Below are 20258 nucleotides of genomic sequence, written 5' to 3' on the forward strand. Positions count from 1 at the left end.
CCCCCGCAGGCACGCCGGGACTCACGTCCGTGTTTTACAGGCCACGCGGATTGCGCAGGATGAAGGCCGTGCGCGGGCCCACAGTGACGGTGTCGCCCGAGTGGTACTCGCTGGAGTCGTCGTCCCCTCCGGTGTCGATCACGGTGCACCACAGTTCTCCGTACTTGGTGTCGGGGAGTGTGAAGTCGATGGCCTCGGGGGCGGCGTTGAGCAGCAGCAGGAAGTCGTCGTCCTCGATACGGCGCCCGTTGGCGTCCGGCTCGCCGATGGCGTCGCCGTTGTAGAACACCATCGTCGCGCGGGCCCACGGCTGGGACCACTCCTCTTCCTTCATGTGCGTTCCCGCGGGCGTGAACCACTCGATCTCACCCAGGTCGGACTCGCCGCCGCGCACGGCCGGGCCGTTGAGGAAGCGCCTGCGGCGCATGACGGGGTGGTCGCGGCGCAGGTGGATGAGCTTGCTGGTGAACTCCAGGAGGGCCTGCTGCTCGTCGTCCAGGTCCCAGTCGATCCACGACAGCTCGTTGTCCTGGCAGTACGTGTTGTTGTTGCCCGACTGCGTGCGGCCGAGCTCGTCGCCGTGGGCGATCATCGGCACGCCCTGGGAGAAAATCAGTGTCGTGAGGAAGTTGCGCTGCTGGCGGCGGCGCAGGCTCAGGATCTCCTCGTCGTCGGTGGGCCCCTCGGCCCCGCAGTTCCACGAGCGGTTGTCGTTGGCCCCGTCGGCGCCGCCCTCCAGGTTCGCCTCGTTGTGCTTCGTGTTGTAGGACACCAGGTCCGCAAGGGTGAAGCCGTCGTGGGCGATGACGAAGTTGATGGACGCCCTGGGTTTGCGGCCCGTCGACTCGTACAGGTCCGAAGAGCCCGCCAGACGGGAGGCGAAGTCCGGCAGGGAGGAGAACTCGCCCCGCCAGAAGTCGCGGACGGTGTCGCGGTAGCGCCCGTTCCACTCCGACCACAGCGGGGGGAACCCGCCGACCTGGTAGCCGTTGGCGCCCACGTCCCACGGCTCAGCGATGAGCTTGACCTGGGAGACGACGGGGTCCTGGTGGATGAGGTCGAAGAAAGCGGAGAGGCGGTCCACCTCGGCGAACTGGCGGGCGAGCGTGGAGGCCAGGTCGAAGCGGAACCCGTCCACGTGCATCTCGCTCACCCAGTAGCGCAGGGAGTCCATGATCAGCTGCAGCACCTGGGGCGAGTTCATGAGCAGCGAGTTGCCCGTGCCCGTCGTGTCGAAGTAGTGGCGGCGGTCCCCGTCGACGAGGCGGTAGTAGGCGGCGTTGTCGATGCCGCGCAGCGACAGGGTGGGGCCCATGTGGTTGCCCTCGGCCGTGTGGTTGTACACCACGTCGAGGATGACCTCGATGTCGGCGGCGTGCAGGGCCTTGACCATCGCCTTGAACTCCGCGACCTGGGCGCCGGGCTCGCCGGAGGAGCAGTACGCGTTGTGGGGGGCGAAGTATCCGATGGTGTTGTAGCCCCAGTAGTTCGACAGGCCTTTGGCCTGCAGCGTCGTGTCGTTGGTGTATTGGTGGATGGGCATGAGCTCCACGGCGGTCACGCCCAGCTTCTTCAAGTGCGCGATGATGGCCGGATGGGCCATGCCCGCGTAGGTGCCGCGGATCTCGGCGGGCACCTCGGGGTGGGTCATCGTCATGCCCTTGACGTGCGCCTCGTAGATGATGGTCTCCGAGTAATCGTGCCCGGGCCGGTGGTCGCCGCCCCAGTCGAAAAAGGGGTTGACGACGACCGAGTGCATCGTCGCGCGGGCGGAGTCCTGCGGCTGCAGGAGCGCCGGGTTCTCGGGGTCGTAGGACAGCAGCGACGGGGAGTCCTTGAGCTGGCCGTCGATCGCCTTCGCGTAGGGGTCGAGCAGCAGCTTCGACACGTCGCACCTGTGGCCCAGGTCCGGATCCCATGGGCCCTCGATGCGGTATCCGTAGCGCTGGCCGGCGCCTACGCGCGGCACGTACACGTGCCACACCCAGGCGTCGACCTCGGTCATTGGGATGCGGGTCTCATTGAGGTCGTCGTCGAGCAGGCACAGCGTGACCGACGTGGCGACGGAGGAGAAGATCGCGAAGTTCGTTCCCGTTCCGTCGAAAGTGGCGCCGAGTGGATATGGGTGGCCGGGGCGAGTGTTCATGTGGTCAAGATTGCCATGAAACGAGCGGTGACCAGGTGAGAATGGGCAAATAATCGTCAAATCAACACCGTTGTGACTTGGATAACGTCACTTCGATTTCCGTTTCCATGGTCGACCCTGTTAGGGTTTTACCCGTTCGTGAGGGCGTTCGGCGCTCGAACGGCATGCGGATGTGGCTCAGTTGGTAGAGCATCACCTTGCCAAGGTGAGGGTCGCGGGTTCGAGTCCCGTCATCCGGGCATACGTGGCGATTGGCGCAGCGGGAGCGCGCTTCCCTGACACGGAAGAGGTCACTGGTTCGATCCCAGTATCGCCCACGGTCATCCCGGTCTCCACTGGGAATGGCGGGGGGAACCCCGGCCGCACATGCGGTTCTTACGCGGATGTGGCTCAGTTGGTAGAGCATCACCTTGCCAAGGTGAGGGTCGCGGGTTCGAGTCCCGTCATCCGCTCGCAAACGGGAATCCATCGTTCTCGTGCGTAGCGCGGTGGGTTGGCCGAGAGGCGAGGCAGCGGCCTGCAAAGCCGTATACACGGGTTCGAATCCCGTACCCACCTCGGGCGATTGGCGCAGGGGTAGCGCGCTTCCTTCACACGGAAGAGGTCACTGGTTCGATCCCAGTATCGCCCACCACACTCACACACTATTACTCTTCGGCGCCGACCCCATGGGGTCGGCGCTTTTTTCGTCTGTGGCCCGCGCCTCCGGGATCGGCTTGCGGCGGGGCTGCGCGCGGAAACGCGCAACAGTGGGGCATCGATATTGCCCGGGACCGGCGGCGCTGCGGCAGGGGCCGTGCGCGGGGCGCGCCGTGCGGAGGCCAAACCCGGGGCGGGCAGCCTGGGCCGGACGGCCAGGGCTGCCCGCCCGTGCGCCCATGGGCTTGCGGCCCTGCCGCCGGGGCGGTCGTGCTGCGTCGCGGCTGACCGCATGTTGGCCACCCCTATCCAGTAAATGGACAGGTCGTGATGTATCTCGTAGATCACTCAAATCTGAATCTGATCATAGATTCCCCATGGTACCAGGGGTTTATGCCCGTATTGAGGCGAATATCAGGTGCCCATGTGTTCCTTGAGGCTGGGGAATCCTTGATTTCCTACCGAATAAGAGAAGTTTGACCTATGCTTGTTGCTGCTAGGCCTGAAATATGGCGGGAAGAGAACGACAGGAGTATGGAGAATGGCTACCTGGAGCTCCAGGCGCTGGGTCGCATTGGCCGCAGCGCTCGCAGTGTTCGCCACAATCGTCGGATTGGGGCAAGTGGTCCTCGGGCAGCGCGCCGCCCACGCCGATGCCACCTGCCCGGCGCCGGAGAAAGACATCACGAGCGCGGTTTCGGTCGACTACGACAACTCCGACCTGGTCGATGACCACGGCAAGTCGGTGCGCACCTTCGTGAATTGGCAGACCGTCGGCGTGAAGATGCCGTGGTCGACGTCCGCGCCGGTCAAAGCGGGCGACTACTTCACGTACGACGCCTCGGTCACAGACAAGGCGAACGGCGCCAAGCCTATCGCGCCGACGGCGGCGAAGAACTTCCCCGTTCAGTCCGCTGACGGCACAGTGGTCGGCTGCGGCACTTGGGGCACCGACGGCAAGGTCACCGTCGTCTTCACCAAGAGCGCGGAGCAGGCGGCCTCGTGGACGGGCTCCGTCACCAGCTGGGGCCAGATGCGCTACGACGGTGATTCCATCACCAAACCCACCTACGTGATCGGCGGCAAGAAGGAGATCAAGACCGAGCGCGTCGGCAGCCTCGCACCCCCCGGAAACGTGACGTCCTTCCGCAAGGACGGCTGGATGTCGATCCACTACTCGCACAACGAGGACCAGGCCCTCACGTACCGCCTGATCGTTCCGGGCGGCGAGTCCGGCGTGCGAGGGGCCACCATTGTCGATTCCGTGGTCGGCAGCAACTGGGACTTCACCTGCGACAAGGTCCAGTCCTTCGTTCCCACCCACTCCTACCTGGTCGATGGCACGGCCACTGGTGCCGAGATGGAGAAGGACACGACCGGCGGAGCCTTCGCCAAGGGCGTGGGCGTGACGTGCGAGCGCAACAAGGTCACTCTCAAGCTGCCCGACATCCCCGCTGGAAAGTTCGGCATCGTCATGCTGCCCGCCCACGTCGCGGGAGCCTCGGCGGACAACCCCCTGAGTGGCACCTTCGAGAACTCCGCAGTCCTGTCGGTCCCCGGCAAGGAGGACCAGAAGTCCACTAGGTTCATGCGCTACGGCGCCCTGGGCGACGCCGAGGCCCACCAGAAGTTCTCCGTCACCAAGAAGCTCGAAGGCACTGCCGACGCCTCCCTGGAGTACACCCTGAACATCACCGTGAGCAACGAGGCGGACCCGACCGTCAACCGCACGTACACGGCTAAGCTCAAGGCGGGGGAGACCTTCACCAGCGCGGACGCTCTGCCCCTGGGCACCAAGGTCACCATCAAGGAGGGCGACCTGCCCGGGACGGTCGCGTGGGACACCAATCGCTCCGGGGTCTTCGAGGCCGCTGACGGCGTGACGCTGTCGGCTGACGCCCGCGAGGCCACCTTCACCCTCGCGCAGGACCGCGTCTTCTCCCTGACCCTGGTGAACGCGACGGCCCCCGCCCCCGGGGAGTCCACCACGACGCCGGCCCCGCAGGAGTCGACCACCACGCCCGCCGCCACCGCGACGACGACCACCCCGGCCGCTGCGCCGAAGCGGAAGCTGGCGAACACTGGTGCGGGCACCATCGCCATCGGCGCCCTGGCCGGTCTGCTGGCGATTGCGGGCGTGGCCACCATGGTGGCGCGCCGCCGCCAGAAGTGATCCGGCGCCCCGGGCGCTGACCACCGCTTGGGAGGCGGGTGGGGGGAACCCCACCCGCCTCCCGCGTTGTGCCCTGGGCGGCTCAGTCGGCGAGCAAGTGGACTCGCGCCTCCCATGGGCCCAGCGGTCCCTCGCCGCCGCTGTTGGACAGCACGAGGGGCGCCGCGGCAGGGACCACGCCGGACTGGAGCGCGATGGTCTGCGAGGAGAGGTTGACGACGACCACCAGGGCGGACTCCCCGTCGAGGCGGCGCTCGTAGGCGAAGACCCGCGCGTCCCCGGTGGCGATGCGGTTGAACGAGCCCAGAGCGACGACGGGCATGCGGTGGCGCAGTTCAGCAAGCGCCCGGTAGTAGGAGTAGACGGAATCAGGGTCGTCCACCTGCTCTGCCGCCGTGGCGCGGGCGTCCCCGGACGCCCAGGACCGTGAGAGCCCGATCCACGGCGTTCCGGTGGTGAAACCGGCGTTGGGGGAGGCATCCCACTGCATGGGCGTGCGGGCGTTGTCCCGCGACATGCGCGCCAGACCGGACAGGACGGTCCGCTCGTCGGCACCAGCGGCGAGGGCCAGCGCGTAATGATTGAGCGACTCGACGTCGCGGTACTGGTCGATCGAGGTGAAGCCCGCGTTCGTCATCCCCAGTTCCTGGCCCTGGTAGATGAAAGGAGTGCCCCGCTGCAACTGCAGCATCGTCGCCAATGCGGTCGACGAGGCGCGCCAGTGCTCCGGATCCCCGAAGCGGGAGACGGAGCGGGGCTGGTCGTGGCTGTCGAGGTACAGACAGTTCCAGCCCCGGTCGCCCACTCCGTCCTGCCAGCGGCTCAAAGAATCGACGAGCTCGCCGTCCCGCAGGGCGCGGGGGGAGAACTTGCCCGCCTCGGTCCCCAGGTTGACGTGCTCGAACTGGATGAGCGAACTGAACTCGCGGCGGGCGGGATCGCAGAACAGCAGGGCGCTGTCCGGGCTGGCGCTGGAGGTCTCGCCCACGGTGAACACGGCGGGACGGCCCGCGAAGACCTCGCGGTGCATCTCCTGGAGGAAGTCGTGCAGGCGGGGACGGCCCGCGAAGCACTCGTAGCCGACGCCGAAGGGCGGGCGCGCGGGCCCGCCGTCGGGCAGGCCCTCCTCCTTCGCGATCATGTCGATGGCGTCCACACGGAAGCCGTCGATCCCCAGGTCGAGCCACCAGTTCATCATGTCGTAGACGGCACGGCGCACCTGGGGGTTCTCCCAGTTGAGGTCCGCCTGCCCGGGGGCGAACAGGTGGAGGTAGTACTCGCCGGACTCCTCGTCGAAGCACCAGGCCGGACCCGAGAAGAAGGACTCCCAGTTGTTGGGTTCGGATCCGGGTGCGCCGGGGCAGTGGCCGGGGCGGGCGGGCCGCCAGTAGTACCAGTCGCGCTTGGGGCTGGAGGGGGAGCGGGACTCGCGGAACCACTCGTGCTGGGTGGAGGTGTGGTTGACGACGAGGTCCATGATGAGCCTCATACCCCGGGCGTGGGCGTCATCCAGGAGGGCCACGAAATCCTCCATCGTGCCGAACAGGGGGTCGATGGCCCGGTAGTCGCTGATGTCGTAGCCGTTGTCCTCCTGGGGCGAGGCGTAGACGGGGGAGAGCCAGATAGCATCGACTCCGAGGCGCTGCAGGTAGCCAAGGCGCGAGCGCAGGCCCCGCAGGTCGCCGACACCGTCGGAATCGGAGTCCTGGAAGCTGCGCGGGTACACCTGGTAGACGATTCCGGCCAGCCACCACTGGCCGCCGGGTGGCTCGTAGCGCTGCGACGGTATCAGTGCGGTGTTGAATCGCATGGAGCCCCCCGGTGGTGTGGCGGTCTCAACGGACGGGGGTCGTCTCGACGGAGGACCAGGCGTCGACGAGGCCGTTCTTGTCGAAGTAGGTCGCTGTGCAGCTCCACTCGAAGGTGCCGCTCATGCCCGAGGTGCTGGCCCCGGTGACCCGGCCACTGACAATCCAATGCTGGTCGCCGTTGGAGTCGGTGCGCTCGTAAGTCGCGGAATCACGGGTGAAGATGGAGCTGCGCATCGTCTGCTTGACCGCGCTGTGGCACTCCTCGATGACCTGCGTCTTGATGACGCTGTTGGCGGGCGCGGGTCCGGGGTTGTAGCCGGGGCTGGGGGTGCGCGGGACCCGCCATAGCCTGAACCACAGGAGCCCGACGACGACGAGGACCACGACCAGCGCGCCGACGGCGAGGCCGACGATGAGGGGCGTGTTCGACGTCGGCGGCGGCATCGGCACGGGACGGGGGGCCATCTGGGGCTGTCCGGGCGCCCCCGGAGCGGGTGGCACCGGGCCGACGGGGGGCATCTGCCCCCCGTAGCCGCCGCCTTGGGGACCTGTGTTCGGTGTGTATGGGCTCGTCATCGTTGTTCCACCTGGATTCCAGTTGAGGACACTGCGGGGAATGCGGTCGCCGGGTCTCCGGCGCTCCACCCATTGTAGGGAGCGCCTCCCCCGGCTGGAAGCACGGGGGAGATCGGTCCCAGTGGGTGGACTAGCCGATCAGGTAGAAGAAACCCGCGGCCAGCGCCATTCCGACGACCATGATCAGCCCGGTCGCGATGAGCATCTTGCGCTGGTGGGCGTACTGCTCGGGCGTGAGGTCCTCCTTCTTGCGGATCAGGGGGGCGGTGCGGTCGTGTTCGTGGGGATTCGGCATTGTGATCCTCCGAATAGTGGGTTGATGATTGAGTGCGGCTCGCGCCACGGGAATAGTACAGGCAGTGGCGCCCGGTCCGCGGCGATTCCGAGGGGCGGGACGCGCCGCCGGTTGCCGACCGGTAGGCTTGGGGCACCCGGCACCCGGGCGCCCAGAAGGAGGGGACTAATGGCAATGTCACCGCGCACCGACATCCTGCCCGTCATCATCGGGGGGGACTTCGGCGTCTACGGCATCGGCAGGTGCTTCAATGAGGCTTTCGGCTGCAGGTGCCTGTGCGTGGGCAGCCGGCCCACCGAGTCGATCACCGGGTCGGGCTTCTTCGACGTGCGCCGGATCCCGGCCCACGCCTCGGACGCCCAGCTCATGGACGCGCTCATGGGCATCGCGCGGGACAACCCCTCCAAGCGGCTCGTCCTCATGGCCAACCACGACATCTTCTCCGCGTTCGTGGCCCGCAACCACGAGGAACTGGGGCGCCACTACGCCCTGCCCTTCCCATCGCTGGAGGCCATGGCCGCCCTCACCGACAAGGCCCGCTTCACCCGGGCGTGCGAGAAGGCGGGGATCCCCACGCCGCGCACCGTCGTGGTGGACTTCTCCGGAGCCGACGAAGGGGCGTGGGCCGCCCCCTCTATCGACATCCCCTTCCCGGTGGTGGCCAAAGCGGCCAACGGCGAGCCCTACGACGTCCTCGAGTTCGAGGGGAAGCGCAAGATCTGGTTCATCGACTCCCCGGAGGAGCTCGACGGGCTGTGGCGTACCCTGCGCTCCGCGGGGTTCCGCGACTCCTTCCTGGTTCAAGAGCTCATACCCGGCGACAACACGCAGATGCGCTCCATCACCGCCTACGTCGACTCCCACGGGGAGACCACCCTGATCGGGTCGGCGCGCGTCCTGCTGGAGGACCACGCGCCCACGATGATCGGCAACCCCGTCGCGATGATCACAGAGGAGTTCCCCGAGCTGTGGGAGGGGGCCGTCCGGCTGCTGGCGGGTTCGGGCTACCGGGGCTTCGCGAACTTCGACGTCAAGATCGACCCGCGCGACGGCCGGGCCGTGTTCTTCGAGGTGAATCCCAGGATCGGGCGCAACAACTGGTACATGGCGGCCGCGGGCGCGAACCCCATGGTCCCCATGGTCGCCGACCTCATCGACGGGCAGCGCTGCGAGCAGGTGCGCGCCACGCGCGAGATCCTGTACACGATGGTGCCCGACTCCCTGCTGCTGCGCTACATCGTCGACCCCGCCCTCAAACGGAGGGTCAAGGGCATTATCCGCGACGGGCGCCGTTTTGACCTGCTCCTCAACCCCGCGGAGAAGAACCTGCGCCGCAACTTGGCCGTGTGGATGCAGAAGCAGAACCACCGCCGCAAGTTCGCGCGCTACTACCCGGAGCCCACGCAGACCTCCTACTGACGGCGCTCGGCCGGGGAGTGGGGCCGCGGGGCGCGCCCGCGTGCTCGACGCGTACCCCCTCGCGCATGGCCCCAGCCCCTTGTTGGTGCGGGCGCGCCCCCGCCCGCCGCGCGAAAGGACCCCGACAATTGCCGGGGGGTGGGCCCTGTCCGTTGCCGGAGCGACTGGGGCAGCGCGCGGACGGCGCCGACAACGGCCTTCGGGCCGCCCGTGTGGAGAACAGCACGATCGCCCCGCTCCCGCGGATCGGGGGAGCCCGCTTGTTAGACTCTGACCAGCCACAGCCCGTAACGCGACGAAGGACAGCCATGCCCGAGACTCAGCTCATACCCATCGACGTCGAGGAGAAGACCGCAGCGGCCTCGGGTTTCCAGGACAGCGCTCTGCCCGTCGAGCAGGCGTGCGTGTGGGAGGCGTTCGAGGCGTCGCAGGGCCATTCGCTGTGGGGGCGCTACAAGTGGTGCGAGGACGGCAAACTCATCGCCTTCCTCACCCTGTACAACTACTCGCTGCGGGGCGTGCGCTTCCTGTGGGCCAAATGGGGGCCCGTGTGGCTGCGCGAGGCCACGCCCGAGCGCGAGGAGGCGCTGCGCGCCGACCTGCTGCGCGAGATCCGCTCCCGCGACCGCTCCGTCGTCTTCGTCCGGCTCCACGCCTGGTACCAGCATCCCGACCTGTACATGCCTATGCAGACCATCAGCTACGACCGCACCGTCGTCATCGACACCTCCGGGCGCACCGAGGAGAAGATCCTCGCCGCCATGCCCAAATCGGGGAGGCGCTCGATCACCTCAGGCAGGCGCAAGGGCGAGGCGGAGGGCGTCACCTTCCACGAGGACACCGGCCGCGCCCCCGAGGTCATCGACGAGTACTACGCCGTCATGGAGGAGACCGCTGAGCGCGACGGCTTCCGCCCCCACCCCAAGCAGGTCTACCTGGACCTCCTGTCGTCCCTGGGCCCCGAGCACGCGCGCATCTTCTCGATGCGCGACTCCGAGGGCGCAGTCCTGTGCTGGGACTTCTGCCTCGTCCAGGGGATCCGCGCCCAGGCCGAGTACGGCGCTTCCACAGACGAGGCCCGCAAACTCCGCCAGCCCCCGGTACTGGACTTCCTGGCCGCCGCCGCCCTGGCCTCCGAGGGGGTCAGGGGATTCGACCTCATGGGCGCCCACTCGGCGCGCTGCCCCGAGCTGTTCCGCGTCGGCAAGTACAAGATCGCCTTCGCCTCGCACTTCACGGACGTGCCCGGCGGATGGGAGATGCCCATCAAGAAGACCACCTACCGCTCCTTGCGGACGGCGATGTCCGTGAAGAGGCGGATGCGCCGGTCCTGAAGCCGCCGCACTAGCGGGTAGAATCGCCATTGATCCTGAGCGCGGGGACTTCCGCGCCTTTGACCACACCGACCCGAGGAGCCCCCGTGCCCACTATCGACCTCGTCATCGACGGACAAGCGACCACCATCGAGGCGGGGACCACGGGCACGGCCTGGTACGCGGACGACCGCTCCGTCGTCGCCATCAAAGTCGACGGGGCCCCCCGCGACCTGGACACCGCGCTCGAAGCGGGCACCCGCGTCGAGGCCATCGCCCTGGACTCCCCGGACGGACTGGACATCCTGCGCCACAGTGCCACCCACGTGCTCGCCCAGGCCGTCCAGGGCCTCTTCCCCGACGTCAACCTGGGCATCGGTCCCTTCATCACCGATGGCTTCTACTACGACTTCGGCAATATCGACGCCGTCACGCCCGAGTTGCTGCGCGAGTTGGAGAAGCGCATGAAGCGCATCGTCAAAGAGGGCCAGCGCTTCGTGCGCCGCGGGATCAGCGAGGACGAGGCCCGAGTCGAACTGGCCGATCAGCCCTACAAGCTCGAACTGGTCACCACGAAGGGCAAGGGCGCCGAGGGGGCCTCCGTCGAGGTCGGCGGTAGCGGCCTCACCATGTACGACAACGTGCGCCGCGACGGGACGGTCGCATGGAAGGACCTGTGCCGCGGCCCCCACCTGCCCTCCACGAGGCTGATCGGCAACGGCTTCGCGCTCACCAAGTCGTCGGCCGCCTACTGGAAAGGGGATCAGGACGGCGACCACTTGCAGCGCATCTACGGCACGGCTTGGGCATCCAAGGACGACCTGGTCGCCTACCAGGAGCGCGTCAAGGAAGCGGAGCGCCGCGACCACCGGCGCCTCGGCGCAGAGCTGGACCTGTTCAGCTTCCCCGAGGAGATCGGCCCCGGCCTGCCCGTCTTCCACCCCAAGGGCGGTGTCCTCAAGCGCGTCATGGAGGACTACGTGCGCGAGGCGCACATCGCCAACGGCTTCCAGTACGTGGGCACGCCCCACATCTCCAAGGAGGACCTGTTCCACACCTCCGGCCACCTGCCCTACTACGCCGAGGGCATGTTCCCCCCGATGGACGACGAGGGCCAGGCCTACTACCTCAAGGCCATGAACTGCCCGATGCACAACCTCATCTACCGCGCCCGCGGGCGGTCCTACCGGGAGCTGCCCCTGCGGCTCTTCGAGTTCGGCACCGTCTACCGCGATGAGAAGTCCGGTGTGCTCCAGGGCCTCACCCGCGTGCGCTCCATCACCCAGGACGACTCGCACAGCTACGTCATGCCCGAGCAGGCCGAGGCCGAGATCAAGCACCTGCTCACCTTCATCCTGCGCCTCCTGCAGGACTTCGGACTCACCGACTTCTACCTGGAGCTGTCCACGCGCGGCACCGACGGCAAGAAGAAGGACAAGTTCATCGGCACCGACGAGCAGTGGGAGCAGGCCACCGCGATCCTGGAGCGCTGCGCCGCCGACACGGGGCTGCAGTGCGTGGCCGACCCGGGGGGCGCCGCGTTCTACGGCCCGAAGATCTCCATCCAGGCCAAGGACGCCATCGGGCGCACGTGGCAGATGTCCACCATCCAGTACGACTTCAACCAGCCGCACCGCTTCGGCCTGGAGTACACCGCCCCCGACGGGACGCGCCGCGAGCCCGTCATGATCCACTCCGCGAAGTTCGGCTCCATCGAGCGCTTCATCGGCGTGCTCACCGAGCACTACGCGGGCGCGTTCCCGGCCTGGCTCGCCCCCGTCCAGGTCAGGCTCGTGCCCGTGGCCAACGCTTTCGACGACTACGTGGAGGAAGTCGCAGGCAAGCTGCGCGAGCGCGGCATCCGCGTGGAGACGGACCTCTCCGACGACCGATTCGGCAAGAAGATCCGCAACGCCGCGAAGGAGAAAGTGCCTTTCACCCTTATCGCGGGCGGGGAGGACGCCGAGGCGGGGGCCGTGTCCTTCCGCCTGCGCGACGGTTCCCAGCACAACGGGATCCCCGTGGACCGGGCGGTGGAGCTCATCGTCCGCCACGTGGCCTCGCGCGCCAACCACGACACCGTCGAGGGCATCGAGCGGGCGTGACCATGAGCGAGCAGACCCCGGTACCGACCAGCGCGGGCCCCCTCGGGGCGGGAGCGCCGCTTCCCACCGAGGACTCCCGGTCCCTGGCGGGCGTCCCCGACGCCTTCAACCGCTTCTGGACGCCGTACCGGATGGCGTACATCCACGGTGAGGGCAAGCCCGCCGACGGTTCCCGTGGCGAGTGCCCGTTCTGCGCCGCCCCCGGCAAGGAGGACGCCGACGGACTCATCGTCCACCGGGGGAGCGAGTGCTTCGTGGTCATGAATCTCTTCCCTTACAATTCCGGCCACCTGCTGGTGTGCCCGTACCGCCATGTCTCCGACTACACGGAGCTCACCGGCCGGGAGCGGGTGGAGTTGGGGGAGCTCACCGCCACCGCCATGCGCCTCCTGCGCCGAGTCTCGGGCCCCCACGGCTTCAACCTGGGCATGAACCAGGGCGAGGTCGCAGGCGCGGGCATCGCCGCCCACCTCCACCAGCACATCGTGCCCCGCTGGTCGGGCGACGCGAACTTCCTGCCGATCATCGCCCGCACCAAGGCCGTCCCTGAGCTGCTCGAGGACGCGCGATCTGCCCTCGCCGCCGCGTGGGACCAGGAGGACTGACATATGCTGGGCAACTACGGGCGCTCCATCCCAAGGGCCGTTTTCACACCGCTGGCCAGGCTCCTCGCCAAAGCGGGCGTCACCCCCAACATGGTGACCGCCTTCGGCACCGCTGCGACGATCGCGGTCGCCTTCGGCGTCGTCGCCCAGGGGTGGATCTGGCAGGGCGGGACCGCGTTGGCGGTCATTATGTTCGGGGACTCCGTCGACGGCACCCTGGCCAGGATGACGACGGGCGGCACCCGCTTCGGCGCCTTCTTCGACTCGACCCTGGACCGCCTCGGCGACGGCGCGGTCTTCTCCTCCCTCACCTACTACGCGGTCTTCCACATGGAGGAGGGGACCGCCCGCACGTGGGCGGTCGTCGCGGGCCTCGCCTCCATCGTCGGGGCCGCCGCCGTCCCCTACGCGCGCGCCCGCGCCGAGTCCGTCGGCGTGATCGCGAAACTCGGTATCGCCGAGCGCACCGATAGGCTCATCATCGCCATGGGCTCCGCGATGATCATGGACCTGGGCGCCAGCGCGTGGGTCTTCGTCGCGGGGCTGACGTGGGTGGCGGTGGCCTCGTTCATCACCGTCGGGCAGCGCGTGTGGTACACGGCGCGGCACATCGACGAGGTGGAGGGCGCATGAGGTTCTCCGCCCTGTCGGTGGCGTTCGCCCTGGCCCCCCGCCTCCCGTTGGGGTGGGTGCTCTCCGCGGCCCGGGCGGGCGCCCGGCTGGCGGCGCGCCGGGGCGGGGCCAATGTGGACCAGTTGCGCTCCAACCTGCGCCGCCTCACCGGGGGGGAGCCCGACCAGGCGCTGGTGGTGCGGGCCGTCGAATCCCACATCCGCAACTACGCCGAGCAGCTCATGCTCGGCTCCCCGAAGGGGGCGCCGCTACTGGAGGGTGTCGTCTTCGAGGACTTCGACCGCATCAAAGCGGCGTCCGAGGACGGCCCCGTGGTCCTCGCGCTCGGGCACTCCGGATCATGGGACCGGGCCGGGGCGTGGGTCTGCGCGCACGGGCGCACCGTCGTCACCGTCGCCGAACGGGTGGAACCGCCCTCCCTGTTCGACTCCTTCGTGCGGCTGCGCGAGGGCGTGGGCATGGAGATCATCGGCGTGGGCAAGGGCGAGTCCGTCTTCGACACCCTGGTCGAGCGCGTAAGGGGGCGCTCAGTCATCGTGCCGCTGCTGGCCGACCGGGACATCTCAGGAGCCGGGATCGAGGTCGACTTCGCGGGGCACCGCGCCCTCGTGGCAGCGGGTCCCGCCGCCCTCGCCCACAGGCTCTCGCGCCCCCTGTACGCCGTGTGCGTGTTCTACGGGGACGAGGATGCGCCCGTCGCCTCCGTGCGCGTCGAGGCCGTCGGCCCCATTACGGCCGCATCGGGCAGGGGCGCGAACGAAGTCGAAGCGCTCACCCAGGCGTGGGTGGACGCCTTCACGGGGATGCTCGCCAAGAAGCCCGAGGACTGGCACATGATGCAGAAGGTCTACACCGAGGACCTCGACCCCGAGCGCCTCGCACGCGCGCGCGCGGCCCACCGGAGCAGGGGGTCAGGGGAATGAGGATCGGCATCGTCAACCCCTACTCGTGGGACGTCCCTGGGGGAGTGGGCTTCCACATCCGCGACCTGGCGCTCAAATTGCGCAGCCGCGGGCACGATGTGCGGGTGCTCAGCCCCTCCAGCTCCTCCGGTCTGCCGGAGTGGGTCACCAGCGCCGGGTCGTCGGTCTCAGTCCCCTTCAACGGCTCGGTCGCCAACATCTCGATCAACCCCGCCGCCTTCGCCCGCACCCGCAGGTGGCTGGCCGACGGGGACTTCGATGTCGTCCACGTGCACGAGCCGGTTGTCCCCTCGGTGTCCATGGCCGCCACGATCCTGTCGGGCGCCCCCCTGGTCGCCACGTTCCACGCTGCCCTCACGCGCTCGCTGTCGCGGTCGATCGCCTCGGCGCCCATGCGCCCCTACATGGAGCGGATCGCCGTGCGGATCGCCGTGTCCAGCGAGGCACGGCGCACCCTCATCGAGCACCACGGAGGGGACGCGGTCATCATCCCCAACGGCGTGGACACGGCCTCCTTCCGCGGCGCAGAGCCCATCGAGCCGTGGCGCGCCCGCGACGGCGCCCCCGTGGTCGTCTTCCTGGGGCGCCTCGACGAGCCCCGCAAAGGCCTGCCAGTCTTCGCCGGCGCCATCCCCCGCGTGCTCGAGGCCATCCCTGGCGCGCGGTTCCTCATCGCCGGACGCGGCGAGGCGGAGGCGATCCGCTCCGGACTCGCCCGCTTCGGCGACAGCGTCCAGTTCCTGGGCGGCATCAGCGATCCCGAGAAGGAATCACTGCTGGCGGGCGCCAGCGCCTACGTGGCCCCCCAGACGGGCGGCGAGTCCTTCGGGATCGTCCTCGTCGAGGCGATGGCCGCCGGCACCGCCGTCGTCGCCTCCAGTATCGAGGCGTTCCGCGCCGTGCTGGGCGACGGGCGATTCGGCGCCCTCTTCGAGACGGGCAGCGCCGAGTCACTGGCCGACGAGCTGATCGCGCTGCTCGGCGATCCGCAGCGGCTGGAGACGATCGCCAGGGCAGGGGAGGCGGCCAGCCTCCAGTACGACTGGGAGGTCGTGGCCGACAAGGTCTACGAGGTGTACAAGCTCGCCATCGACACGGGCAGCCCGGCGGCCTCTGGGAGCCGCAGCGCCCGCAACCTCATCCGCGGCAGAGGGGAGGAAAGCCGATGATCTACCTCCAGACGCACCTCGTCGTCATCGCAGTGGTCGTGGTGGTGCTCGCCGCCGTCGTGGCCTACCTGTGCGTGATGGGCGCCAGAAGGCTCGACCGCCTCCACCAGCGCATACTCGCCAATCGGGACGCCCTGTCCCGCCTGCTCGTGCGCCGCGCCTCCGAGACGCTGCTGCTCGCGCGCGAGGACGCTCTGGGCGCGCGGGCGGGCACCTGCCTCACCGAGGTCGCCAACGCCTCGGTCGCCGATTCGGCGGACCAACTCAGCTGTGACGGACTCGACCGGCGCTCCGGCGCCGCACCCGCCTCCGACCCCGTGGACGTGCGCAGGTGCCTGGAGAAGGCGTCGGCACTGTCGCGCGCGATCCGCGACACCCTGGACGACGACACCCGCCGGCAGCTCGCGGCCCGTGAGCCCGCGCGGGCACGCCTGGAGGCCCTTGACGCCACGTGCTACCGCATCCAGTTGGCGCGCTCGGCGCACAACACGGACGTCACCCAGGTCCGTTCCCTGCGCGGCACCGCACTGGTACGCGTCTTCCACCTGGCCGGGCACGCCCCCGAGCCCGAGCCCATAGATTTCGACGATGACACTCGCTACGACGGACGAGGATACTGACATGACCGAAGCAGTCGTGAAGTGGGGTGGTCCCGGTGAGGACTACCGCCTGAGCCGGATCAACCGCACCGGTTCCCGTGCGGAGATCCACGTGGACGCGCCCTCCCCGGACAATGCCGCGCCCATCTGGCAGACGCCCAAGGCCGTTAGGGTGGTCCCGTGGTTCGAGATCGTCATGGTGGTCATCGGAGTCGCCGGCATCGTCTACTTCATGGTCTACGCCATGGACGCCGACGGCCTCACCACTGCGGTGATGACCCTGATCGCCGTGGTGCCGCTGCTCATCGTCATGTCCGCCATGGTCTTCATCGACCGGTGGGAGCCGGAGCCGCTGAAGATGAAGATCATCGCCTTCCTGTGGGGCGGGGGCGTCGCGACCGTGTCCTCCATGATCATTAACACCGCCCTGATGACGAACACTGCCCTGGTCATCGGGGACGCCCAGAAGGCGCAGGCCATCGCCGCGGTGTTCGTCGCCCCCGTGGTGGAGGAGACTTTCAAGGGCCTGGGCGTGCTCGTCATCATTCTGGCGCGGCGCACGTCGATCAACTCACTGCTCGACGGGATCGTTTACGGCGGGATCGTCGCGGCCGGCTTCATGTTCGTCGAGGACATCCAGTACTTCGTCCGCTACGGCAGCAGCGGAACGGGATCGTTGGTGGCGATCTTCGTGATGCGCGGCCTGCTCAGCCCCTTCCTCCACTCGATGGCCACCTCGCTCACGGGCGTCGCGATGGCGTGGGGGGCGATCCGCGCCAAACACGCGTGGTCGCGGATCCTCGTGTTCCTGGCGGGCTGGGGAGCGGCGATGCTGGTGCACGGGCTGTGGAACTCGATGGGCTCTGACGGCATGCTGTCCACGCTGCTCAAGATGTACCTGTTCATCCAGGTCCCGTTGTTCGGCACGTGGCTCACTGTGCTGATCCGCACTTCGAACAGCGAGGCGGAGACGATCAAGAGGGGCCTGGTGCCCTACGTCCGCACCGGGTGGATCCTGCCGGCGGAGGTCTCGATGGTGACCGACCGCGGCAAACGCAAGGCGGCCCGCAAGTGGGTGGCCCGCGGGGGGGCTCCGGCCCGCAAGGCCATGCGCAGGTTCATGAACGAGCTGGCGTCGCTGGGCCTCGACCAGAGCCTCATGACCCGGGTGGGGCCCGACCCCGCCCGCATCGAGGAGGACCGCAGGCTCCTGGCGCAGGCCGCTGAGCACCGCGCCGAGTTCCTGCGGCTGACCGCAATCGCCTCCGACCAGACCGCCGTCGCCGGAGCGGTGGGGCGCGCCCAGTGAGCGCCGACGGGCCCGGCGACTGGCCTCGCGACTCGGAGGGCTACCCGCACAGGCAGGCGGCCCGCGTCGTCCTTTTCGATGAGCGCGGCCGCCTGCTGCTGGCCATCGGTCACGACGCGGACGACCCGGCGCGCCAGTGGTGGTTCACCATCGGCGGCGGGATCGAGGAGGGCGAGGATCCGGCCTCGGGGGCCGTCCGCGAGGTCCGCGAGGAGACGGGGATACGCCTGGGCGTCGAGGACCTGGTGGGGCCGGTCATGTACCGCACCGCCGAGTTCGACTTCGCCGCCGTCACCGCGCGCCAGGACGAGTGGTTCTTCGTTGCCCGCACGGAGTGCGCCGAGGTGAGCCGCGAGGGGTGGACGGACCTGGAGAAAGAAGTCCTCGATGGGCTCAAGTGGTGGGACTTGGACGAGTTGGAGGACCTCGGCGGCGCCGCCGAGGTCTACCCGCGCCAGCTCGTGGGGCTCGCTCGCGAATGGCGCGACGGCTGGGACGGCCGCCTCATCTCGTTGACCGGGGCGCGCGAGCCCTGAGACCGCTGGGGCCGCTAGGCGAGCCCCAGGGGGGCGATCAGTGCGTCGAGCCGGGGCTCGTTCAACTGGTGGGCCACCAGTCGGCGCACGGCGGGCTTCGCGCAGAACGCGATGCCGACCCCCGCCTCGCGCATCATGGGAACGTCGTTGGCGCCGTCTCCGATAGCGACGGTCCGCGAAAGGGGGACCGAGCACTGAGCCGCCCACCGGCGCAGGCACGCGGTCTTGACTTCCGCGGTCACGATCCGGCCCGCGACCCTGCCGGTGAGGACCCCGTCCGACGCCTCCAGGCGGTTCGCCGCGTGGAAGTCGATGCCCAGGGAGCGCGCCAGGGGCTCGACGACCTCGACGAACCCCCCCGACACCACTCCGAAACGGCCCCCGGCGCGGTGAACAGCGCCGATGAGCTCGCGCGCGCCCCGGGTCACGGTGACGCGCCCGGCCACACGGGCGCACACGGACAGGGGGAGCCCCGCCAGGGCCGCCACCCGTTGGCGCAGGGAGTGGGCGAAATCGAGCTCGCCGTTCATGGCCCGCGCCGTGATCCGGGCGACGGCCTCGCGGGCCCCCGCCGCGGCCGCGAGCTCCTCGATGACCTCCTGCTCGATCAGCGTGGAGTCGACGTCGGTGACGACCAGGCCGGGGCCCCCGTCCGCGAAGAACTGGGGGAGCCCCGGCCCGGTGGCTGTCGGACTCACTTGGTGACGACCGTGCCCTTGGGGACGACGGTGATCCCCGACTCGGTGACGGTGAAGCCGCGTTCGCGGTCATGGGCCAAGTCGATGCCCACGATGGCGCCCTCCTCGACGACGACGTTCTTGTCGAGGATCGTCTTGACGACCTTCGTGTGCCGCCCGATGCGGCAGCCGTTCATGACCACCGAGTCGCTGACCTCCGCCCACGAGTGCACGTACGTCCCCGGGGACAGGATCGAGCGCTTGACCGACCCGCCCGAGACGATGACGCCGGGCGAGACGAAGGAGTCGGTGGCGACGCCCACGCGCCCGTCCTCGTCCGCGTAGACGAACTTCGCCGGTGGCAGGGAGCCGTTGATCAGGGTCATGGTCGGCCAGTCGCGGTTGTACAGGTTGAACACCGGGTGGACGCTGATCAGATCCATGTTCGCCTCGTAGTAGGCGTCCAGGGTGCCCACGTCGCGCCAGTAGTCGCGGTCGCGGTCGGTGGATCCGGGCACGTCGTTGTCCTGGAAGTCGTAGACGCCGCACTCGCCGCGCTCCACGAACCACGGGATGATGTTCCCGCCCATGTCGTGCTTGGAGTCGGGGTCCTTCGCGTCCTCGCGCAGGGCGGCCACCAGGTCCTTCGTGGTGAACACGTAGTTGCCCATGGAGGCCAGCACCTTGGTGGGGTCGTCGGGCAGGCCCTCGGCGTGCTTGGGCTTCTCCAGGAACTTCTTGATCCGTCCGCCCTCGCCATCGATGACGCCCAGCGCGGGCGCCAGTTCGATGGGCTGGCGGATGCCGGCCACCGTCGCGGGCAGGCCCGAGTCGATGTGGTGCTGGACCATCTGGGAGAAGTCCATACGGTAGATGTTGTCCGCGCCGATGATGACGATGTACTCGGGCTGCTCGTCGTCGACGATGTTCAGCGACTGGTAGATGGCGTCCGCGCTGCCCAGGAACCAGTGGGGGCCGCGGCGCTGCTGGGCGGGCACGGGGGCGATGAAGTCGCCCAGCAGAGGGATCGTGTACCAGGTCTTGGTGATGTGGCGGTCGAGCGAATGGGACTTGTACTGCGTGAGGACAACGGTCTTGAGGTAGCCGGAGTTCACGAGGTTCGACAGCGCGAAGTCGATTAGCCGGAAGTGGCCGCCGAAGGGGACCGCGGGTTTCGCCCTCACCTCGGTCAGGGGCATGAGCCTCTTCCCCTCGCCGCCCGCCAGGACTATTGCTAGAACGTGGTTTTTCGCCATGTGGCCACCTCTATGTCGGTTGATACGGAGCCCCTTTGCATCCGTGGGGGTTCTCACATGGTAGTACACGATGT

17 protein-coding genes and 5 tRNA genes are annotated in these 20258 nt (G+C 68.6%); 16 read left to right on the plus strand and 6 right to left on the minus strand.

Annotated elements, in window-relative coordinates; all coding sequences use genetic code 11:
- Nucleotides 1–34: 34 nt before the first annotated feature.
- Nucleotides 35–2146: a glycogen debranching protein GlgX gene (glgX, locus tag G447_RS0108145; protein ID WP_026430692.1), complete on the minus strand. Its 2112-nt coding sequence runs from the start codon at nucleotides 2144–2146 to the stop codon at nucleotides 35–37.
- Nucleotides 2147–2312: 166 nt separating this feature from the next.
- On the opposite strand from glgX, the gene G447_RS0108150 reads away from it, so the two are divergent.
- The 6 genes from G447_RS0108150 (at nucleotide 2313) to G447_RS0108175 (ending at nucleotide 4958) form a co-directional block, all read left to right on the plus strand.
- Nucleotides 2313–2385, plus strand: a tRNA-Gly gene (locus G447_RS0108150).
- Between the two features lie 7 nt (nucleotides 2386–2392).
- A tRNA-Val gene (locus G447_RS0108155) sits at nucleotides 2393–2463 on the plus strand.
- Between the two features lie 62 nt (nucleotides 2464–2525).
- Nucleotides 2526–2598: transfer RNA gene (locus tag G447_RS0108160), tRNA-Gly, on the plus strand.
- A 35-nt stretch (nucleotides 2599–2633) separates the two neighbouring features.
- Nucleotides 2634–2704 (plus strand) — tRNA-Cys (locus G447_RS0108165).
- A gap of 1 nt (nucleotide 2705) precedes the next feature.
- Nucleotides 2706–2780, plus strand: a tRNA-Val gene (locus G447_RS0108170).
- A 546-nt stretch (nucleotides 2781–3326) separates the two neighbouring features.
- Nucleotides 3327–4958, plus strand: coding sequence for an Ig-like domain-containing protein (locus G447_RS0108175; protein ID WP_026430693.1), 1632 nt, complete (start codon nucleotides 3327–3329; stop codon nucleotides 4956–4958).
- Nucleotides 4959–5040: 82 nt separating this feature from the next.
- Here the strand turns inward: G447_RS0108175 and G447_RS0108180 are convergent, their stop codons facing one another.
- The 3 genes from G447_RS0108180 to G447_RS12390 form a co-directional block, all read right to left on the minus strand.
- Nucleotides 5041–6768 (minus strand): alpha-glucosidase, encoded by a 1728-nt coding sequence (locus tag G447_RS0108180; RefSeq protein WP_026430694.1) that lies wholly within the window; start codon nucleotides 6766–6768, stop codon nucleotides 5041–5043.
- A gap of 25 nt (nucleotides 6769–6793) precedes the next feature.
- Complete coding sequence (locus G447_RS0108185; protein WP_243441583.1) at nucleotides 6794–7345, minus strand: hypothetical protein; 552 nt, start codon at nucleotides 7343–7345, stop codon at nucleotides 6794–6796.
- A 130-nt stretch (nucleotides 7346–7475) separates the two neighbouring features.
- Nucleotides 7476–7640, minus strand: coding sequence for a hypothetical protein (locus G447_RS12390; protein ID WP_005871647.1), 165 nt, complete (start codon nucleotides 7638–7640; stop codon nucleotides 7476–7478).
- 168 nt (nucleotides 7641–7808) lie between these two features.
- Here G447_RS12390 and G447_RS0108195 point away from each other — a divergent pair, with 168 nt between their 5' ends.
- The 10 genes from G447_RS0108195 to G447_RS0108240 all read left to right on the plus strand — a co-directional run bounded on the left by G447_RS0108195 (nucleotide 7809) and on the right by G447_RS0108240 (nucleotide 18251).
- On the plus strand, nucleotides 7809–9059 hold the full coding sequence (locus tag G447_RS0108195; RefSeq protein ID WP_026430695.1) for a carboxylate--amine ligase: 1251 nt from the start codon (nucleotides 7809–7811) through the stop codon (nucleotides 9057–9059).
- Between the two features lie 308 nt (nucleotides 9060–9367).
- Nucleotides 9368–10393, plus strand: a complete 1026-nt coding sequence (locus G447_RS0108200) for a lipid II:glycine glycyltransferase FemX (protein ID WP_026430696.1) — start codon at nucleotides 9368–9370, stop codon at nucleotides 10391–10393.
- Nucleotides 10394–10479: 86 nt separating this feature from the next.
- Nucleotides 10480–12477, plus strand: a complete 1998-nt coding sequence (gene thrS / locus G447_RS0108205) for a threonine--tRNA ligase (RefSeq protein WP_026430697.1) — start codon at nucleotides 10480–10482, stop codon at nucleotides 12475–12477.
- Between the two features lie 2 nt (nucleotides 12478–12479).
- The gene (locus G447_RS0108210) at nucleotides 12480–13082 is read left to right on the plus strand and encodes an HIT family protein (RefSeq protein ID WP_034476799.1); all 603 of its coding nucleotides are present in this window, start codon (nucleotides 12480–12482) and stop codon (nucleotides 13080–13082) included.
- A gap of 3 nt (nucleotides 13083–13085) precedes the next feature.
- On the plus strand, nucleotides 13086–13715 hold the full coding sequence (pgsA, locus tag G447_RS0108215; RefSeq protein ID WP_026430698.1) for a phosphatidylinositol phosphate synthase: 630 nt from the start codon (nucleotides 13086–13088) through the stop codon (nucleotides 13713–13715).
- On the plus strand, nucleotides 13712–14638 hold the full coding sequence (locus G447_RS0108220) for a phosphatidylinositol mannoside acyltransferase (protein WP_026430699.1): 927 nt from the start codon (nucleotides 13712–13714) through the stop codon (nucleotides 14636–14638). The genes pgsA and G447_RS0108220 overlap by 4 nt, the downstream gene beginning before the upstream one ends.
- Entirely contained in the window at nucleotides 14635–15807 is a 1173-nt protein-coding gene (locus tag G447_RS0108225; protein WP_026430700.1) for a glycosyltransferase family 4 protein, read from the plus strand. Before G447_RS0108220 ends, G447_RS0108225 begins: the two co-directional genes overlap by 4 nt.
- Nucleotides 15804–16427 (plus strand): hypothetical protein, encoded by a 624-nt coding sequence (locus tag G447_RS0108230; RefSeq protein WP_026430701.1) that lies wholly within the window; start codon nucleotides 15804–15806, stop codon nucleotides 16425–16427. Before G447_RS0108225 ends, G447_RS0108230 begins: the two co-directional genes overlap by 4 nt.
- A 1-nt stretch (nucleotide 16428) precedes the next feature.
- Nucleotides 16429–17715 carry a PrsW family intramembrane metalloprotease gene (locus G447_RS0108235; protein ID WP_026430702.1) on the plus strand — a complete coding sequence of 429 codons (1287 nt, stop codon included), beginning with the start codon at nucleotides 16429–16431 and terminating at the stop codon, nucleotides 17713–17715.
- The gene (locus G447_RS0108240) at nucleotides 17712–18251 is read left to right on the plus strand and encodes an NUDIX hydrolase (protein ID WP_005871657.1); all 540 of its coding nucleotides are present in this window, start codon (nucleotides 17712–17714) and stop codon (nucleotides 18249–18251) included. The genes G447_RS0108235 and G447_RS0108240 overlap by 4 nt, the downstream gene beginning before the upstream one ends.
- Nucleotides 18252–18265: 14 nt before the next feature.
- Here G447_RS0108240 and serB read toward each other — a convergent pair whose 3' ends face one another.
- The gene (gene serB / locus G447_RS0108245; protein ID WP_026430703.1) at nucleotides 18266–18949 is read right to left on the minus strand and encodes a phosphoserine phosphatase SerB; all 684 of its coding nucleotides are present in this window, start codon (nucleotides 18947–18949) and stop codon (nucleotides 18266–18268) included.
- Complete coding sequence (locus tag G447_RS0108250) at nucleotides 18946–20184, minus strand: glucose-1-phosphate adenylyltransferase (protein WP_026430704.1); 1239 nt, start codon at nucleotides 20182–20184, stop codon at nucleotides 18946–18948. The genes serB and G447_RS0108250 overlap by 4 nt, the downstream gene beginning before the upstream one ends.
- Nucleotides 20185–20258: the final 74 nt, after the last annotated feature.

Source organism: Schaalia georgiae DSM 6843 (genome assembly GCF_000429245.1).
In the GTDB taxonomy this organism is placed as follows: domain Bacteria; phylum Actinomycetota; class Actinomycetes; order Actinomycetales; family Actinomycetaceae; genus Pauljensenia; species Pauljensenia georgiae.

Excerpts from the sequence above, each read along its gene's own strand:
- glgX (WP_026430692.1), bottom strand. The coding sequence starts at position 2,146 with ATGAACACTCGCCCCGGCCACCCATATCCACTCGGCGCCACTTTCGAC.
- G447_RS0108175 (WP_026430693.1), top strand. The coding sequence starts at position 3,327 with ATGGCTACCTGGAGCTCCAGGCGCTGGGTCGCATTGGCCGCAGCGCTC.
- G447_RS0108180 (WP_026430694.1), bottom strand. The coding sequence starts at position 6,768 with ATGCGATTCAACACCGCACTGATACCGTCGCAGCGCTACGAGCCACCC.
- G447_RS0108185 (WP_243441583.1), bottom strand. The coding sequence starts at position 7,345 with ATGACGAGCCCATACACACCGAACACAGGTCCCCAAGGCGGCGGCTAC.
- G447_RS12390 (WP_005871647.1), bottom strand. The coding sequence starts at position 7,640 with ATGCCGAATCCCCACGAACACGACCGCACCGCCCCCCTGATCCGCAAG.
- G447_RS0108195 (WP_026430695.1), top strand. The coding sequence starts at position 7,809 with ATGGCAATGTCACCGCGCACCGACATCCTGCCCGTCATCATCGGGGGG.
- G447_RS0108200 (WP_026430696.1), top strand. The coding sequence starts at position 9,368 with ATGCCCGAGACTCAGCTCATACCCATCGACGTCGAGGAGAAGACCGCA.
- G447_RS0108210 (WP_034476799.1), top strand. The coding sequence starts at position 12,480 with ATGAGCGAGCAGACCCCGGTACCGACCAGCGCGGGCCCCCTCGGGGCG.
- pgsA (WP_026430698.1), top strand. The coding sequence starts at position 13,086 with ATGCTGGGCAACTACGGGCGCTCCATCCCAAGGGCCGTTTTCACACCG.
- G447_RS0108220 (WP_026430699.1), top strand. The coding sequence starts at position 13,712 with ATGAGGTTCTCCGCCCTGTCGGTGGCGTTCGCCCTGGCCCCCCGCCTC.
- G447_RS0108225 (WP_026430700.1), top strand. The coding sequence starts at position 14,635 with ATGAGGATCGGCATCGTCAACCCCTACTCGTGGGACGTCCCTGGGGGA.
- G447_RS0108230 (WP_026430701.1), top strand. The coding sequence starts at position 15,804 with ATGATCTACCTCCAGACGCACCTCGTCGTCATCGCAGTGGTCGTGGTG.
- G447_RS0108235 (WP_026430702.1), top strand. The coding sequence starts at position 16,429 with ATGACCGAAGCAGTCGTGAAGTGGGGTGGTCCCGGTGAGGACTACCGC.
- G447_RS0108250 (WP_026430704.1), bottom strand. The coding sequence starts at position 20,184 with ATGGCGAAAAACCACGTTCTAGCAATAGTCCTGGCGGGCGGCGAGGGG.